Source organism: Desulfobacter sp., from assembly GCF_050177295.1.
The window spans coordinates 1-4,621 of the sequence record NZ_JBFXHE010000357.1 but is presented as its reverse complement, the minus strand read 5'-3'; the positions used below and the strand labels follow the sequence as shown (position 1 = coordinate 4,621).

4 protein-coding genes are annotated in these 4,621 nt (G+C 45.3%); 2 read left to right on the top strand and 2 right to left on the bottom strand.

Translation table 11 applies throughout. The annotated features are described in order from the left end of the window. On the top strand, positions 1 to 157 hold a 157-nt coding region (locus AB7U36_RS18870), incomplete at its 5' end, for an LOG family protein (RefSeq protein WP_428161200.1). A 58-nt stretch (positions 158 to 215) separates the two neighbouring features. Here AB7U36_RS18870 and AB7U36_RS18865 read toward each other — a convergent pair. Then, positions 216 to 2,570, bottom strand: coding sequence for a tetratricopeptide repeat protein (locus AB7U36_RS18865; protein ID WP_428161199.1), 2,355 nt, complete (start codon positions 2,568 to 2,570; stop codon positions 216 to 218). Positions 2,571 to 3,035: 465 nt separating this feature from the next. On the opposite strand from AB7U36_RS18865, the gene AB7U36_RS18860 reads away from it, so the two are divergent. Further along, positions 3,036 to 3,785 carry a PEP-CTERM sorting domain-containing protein gene (locus tag AB7U36_RS18860; RefSeq protein WP_428161198.1) on the top strand — a complete coding sequence of 250 codons (750 nt, stop codon included), beginning with the start codon at positions 3,036 to 3,038 and terminating at the stop codon, positions 3,783 to 3,785. A 94-nt stretch (positions 3,786 to 3,879) separates the two neighbouring features. Here the strand turns inward: AB7U36_RS18860 and AB7U36_RS18855 are convergent. Continuing rightward, a partial coding sequence (locus AB7U36_RS18855) for a M24B family metallopeptidase (RefSeq protein WP_428161197.1) occupies positions 3,880 to 4,621 on the bottom strand: 742 nt, incomplete at its 5' end.

The following is a 4,621-nucleotide window of genomic DNA, read 5'->3' as shown; positions in this document are numbered from 1 at the left end:
ACCATGTGCGTTACTCAACGTGGCCGGGTATTATGACCATCTGAATGCGTTTATGCAGCATGGCGTCAACCAGGGGTTCATCAGAAAAGCGACAGCGGCAAAACTTATTATCAACGATGACCCCAGGCAGTTGCTGAATCTGTTCATCAAAAGTTAAGATAAATTCAAAAACCACGAAGTTCACGAAGAACACGAAGTTAGAGAGAATATCATGACTATTCTCCTAAAACATCCCTGGCCTTTTCTGCACCCTTAAAATCCGGATTCAGCTCCAAGGCCTTTTTCATATGGGCCCTGGCTTTTTCAAACTGATGTTTGTCATAATAGGCCCAGCCCAGATGGTAATTGCCGATAGGGCTTTGGGGATTAATTTTCACACTCTCCTCCAGGAGCGGAAGGGCCAGGTCATAGCTTCCCTGGAGATAATAGATCCAACCCAGGGTGTCCAGAAAATCAGGGTTGTTGGGTTCCTTGTCCCGGGCTATCTTTGCCAGCCGTAGTGCCTCATACATGGAGGAGTTGGTTTCAGCCAGGATAAAGGCCAGGTTGTTGGCAGCCGGTGCATAGTCGTCTTTGATCGCAAGGGCCTGTTCCAGATATGCTTTGGCTTTTTTAAGATCACCCCGGGCTTTGTAAATCCGGCTTAAATTAAGGTAGGTGGGCAGGTATTCCGTATTCAATTCCAAAAGCTTTTCATAGTATTGTATTGCGCCGTCCGTATCTTTTTTCAACTCACGGATGACGGCAAGCTGCTCCCAGGGCGCGGAAAGATCCGGCTTTCTTTTAACAGCCTGTTCAAACCGGTCTTCAGCCATGTCGATTTTTCCGGTGGTCATGTATATCCTGCCCTGGATCAGGTCTATGATGGCAAGGGTGGGGCTGTCTTGGGGTAAGTTTCTGCGATGATTGTCGCAGGCCGCCAGGGCCTTGTCCTCTTCTTTTTTCTGCATGTGGACACTGACTTTGTAGTATAGGGCGTCCATCTGGTCCGGGTTGATTTCCAGTGCCCGGTCAAAGGTCTTAAGGGCCTGCTCTGTTTTTTTCATTTCGTTCAGGGCCAGCCCAAGGGATACATAACCTGCGGCAAAGTCGGGCTGCAGTTCAAGAACAAATTGATAGATTTTTTCAGCACCGGCAAGGTCTTGTTCCAGGATTTTAAGTTTTCCTGCAAAAACAAGGGCCTGTATGTTTTTGGGGTCCCGTTTAAGGATATAAATAATATGGCGCTTGGCCTTCACTGTTTCCTTGCTCCCAAGGAGAATGTCAATCAGCAGAAGCCTTGGTGATATAAGGCTAGGGGCGATTTCCAGGGCTTCCTGTAATTCGTCTGTTGCCAATTTGCGTTCCCATGATTCTGTGGTTTCATACCCGGCCGCTATCCGGAATATATCCTGGCCCGCCAGGTCGGATTTTCCCTTGTCCAGAAGGCAGCGGGCTTTAAAATATTTTGCCAAGGCATACCTGGGGCTGTTGTTTATTACAGTCTCAAAACATTTGAGGGCCTGGGAAAATTCCTTGCGGATAAAATGCAGACGGCCCTTAAGGAACTTGGCCTGCACATGATCCTCGTTCTTTGCCAGAATGCCGTCAATAATGGATTCTGCTTTTTCATAATTTTTATCCAGAAAAAAAAGCAGAGCAGTGTGGGACATGATGTCCGGATTTTCGGGATCCAGGGCAAGTGCCCGGTGAAATATTTCCAGGGCTTTGGTATTTTCTTTCTGCCGGGCATAAAAAGCGCCCAGGTTTGACAGTGCCGCAATATTTTCAGAATTATTTAGGGTGGCTTCCACCAATTTTTTTTCCGCTTTTTCTATTTTGCCTTCACCTTCTAAAAAATTGGCAAAGTCCAAGCTTTTTTGCACCTGGTCACCCGGGACCTGGACCCATTTGCTGATCAAGGGTTCGATTTTTTCAATCTCCCCTTTTTTCCGGTAAAGGGCGGCCAGTTCCATATAAGGGTTGCGCTGGGTTTCATCCAGTTCAATGGCTTTAAGATAGTGGGGCTCGGCCTCTTTCAGGCGGTTCGAAACAAACAGAAAATGGGCCAGGAAAAGATGGGTCTTGGGATTGGACGCATCAATGTCAATGGCCTTCTCCAAGGTCTTTAACGCAAGGTCCATGTTCCTTTCCTGGATCTGGATGGTGGCCAGCAAATGCAGTGCATCTATGTTTTCGGGATGTTTTTCCAGAATCGCATTGGTTAGTTCCCTGGCCTTTCTGGTTTCCTTGGCCAGAAGCAGGATCTGGCCGAGCCGCAGCTTGGCCTGGGAGTTGTTCGGGTTCAGGACAACGGCCTGGTGAAAGGCCGCGACGGCCTTGACCGGGTCCTGGAGATGCACATAGGTTTCCCCCATGTCCACCTGAGCCTTGTCATTATCCGGTTCCAGTTGGATTACATTCTGAAATTCGATTTTTGCTTTTTCATACTCCTGGGCGGCAAAGTAATGCTTCGCATTTTCATAGTGTCTTTCTGCGTCATCCTGGGGAGAGGAACAGGAAAAGAGAAAAAATAAAAAACAAAGGCTAAAGATAAAAGAAAGAACATTATTGGACAAAGATGTTTTCATGGAAATACCTATATATGTATTTTTTTTTTGCAGGGATAAGGTCGTATGTGCACCGGATGAAAATTGATGATCCCCCAGCATGATAAAATTAAAAATGGTCGTTATATTGAAGATTAAATTATTACCATATATGCAATATCCACGCAAACTCTATTCTTTTACGCATTTATTTTGAGCTCTGTCTGGTAGAGTGGGTCCTTGTCCCCGAAATTAATAATCTTTGCTTGCCTGTTACTTTTTTTATTCAGGGTAAACAAAATTTATGTATTTTTTTTCTAATTTTGTCACTTTTTTTTCTGATTTCTTTTCAGCACTTTCCTGTATATCAATTTTTTTTATTGTAAGATATAAGAATTAAAGCTTGTTTTCTTTTTGGAAAGGGGCATGGTATGGTTGGTCTAAATATTGCATTTATCATAAGCGTAAGCGTGAATATTAATTTAACTATTAGGTGGAGATATAATAATGATTGAAAAGACGAGATATTCTATCATTGCAACTGCTCTTATGCTAAGTTTTTTTCTGTGTAGCATTGCTTTTGCGGCGGATACATATATATATAACTTTCAGCATATTAAAGAAGATGGTGACGATACGCCTCAACTCAACAACGGCAAGATCGGCGAGGAACAACTCTCTTTTGAAGTTTCTTATGAAAGTGACGATTTGGTTACCTTCACCTTTTATAACAGCGGGACCAAGGACTCTTCAATAACAGATATTTATTTCGATGACAATGTTCCCTTGCTGGTGTTTGCAGGTGATAAAGGAAGTAAACAAACTGGGTTTGAGTATTCTCAAGACTACGACAAAGTCACCAAAGCTGGTGTAGAATTTACTGTAGGCGCAACACCACAGGATTTATCGGGGGGGGGGACTCTGGACCCTGTCTTTACTTCAAACTATGATTACGATGCCGATGATCCATCAGCACATAAGGGTGTAAATCCGGACGAATGGGTAAAATTGTATTTTAAACTTGCAACGAATGATACTAAGTTTACAAATCTGATTGCTGCCTTGGATGATGGATCCTTTCGGGTAGGAATACATGTTCAGGGATTTGAAAATAGCGGGAGTGAGGCGTTTGTTAATGGTTCCCGCGACGACGACATTAACAGTGGTGGTTCTGAGGTTCCCGAACCAGCCACATTGCTGCTTTTAGGTTTCGGTATGCTGAGTGCTGCCGGAATCAGCAGAAAAAAGTTTTTTTAAAAATATCTTTCCGAAGGAAGGTTCTCTGAAAAACTAAACCCGTTGTGCAGCGACACACCTTACTCAACGAGGTTGTGGTAAAATAAAATACTCATCAAAAAGGTCTGGTTTTATGTTCAAGCCATTGCCGGACCGGAGCATCCAGCCCCGGAGCCAGACGGTCATAAACCATTTGATGATACCCATTGACCCACTTGATCTCCGCCAAACTCAGCATGGTTTTATCTATAAGGCTGCGTTCAAAATGGCAGATAGTCATGTTTTCAAACTTTAAAAAACTGCCGAACGGCGTCTCCCTGTCCTTGACCACCAGCACCATATTTTCAAGCCGGATTCCGTACCGGCCTTCCCGGTAAAGTCCCGGTTCGTTGGTCAACAGCATGCCGGGGGCAAGCGCGATATCCAGGGGAAGGGTGCTTAATCGTGCCGGACCTTCGTGTACACACAGGAAAAATCCCACCCCGTGGCCTGTGCCGTGGCCGAAGTCAAGTCCCTGCTGCCATAAGTGCCGACGGGCCATGGCATCTATCTGGTATCCTCTGGCAGTGGCGGGAAAGCGTGCCGTTGCAACGGCAATATGGGCTTTAAGTACCAGGGTGTAATCTTGAATTTCCTGACTTGTCGGCCTTCCTAAATGCAGGGTGCGTGTAATATCCGTGGTGCCGGTCAGGTAATTGCCCCCGGAATCAGTCAGAAACATGGCATCAGGACTTAAGGGCAGATTCGTATCAGGATCAGCACTGTAATGGCAGATGGCTGAATGTTCCCTAAACGCCATAATGGCGTCAAAGGAGGGGTGAACAAAGGCGTCCTGTTCTTTGCGAAAGTGTAAGAGC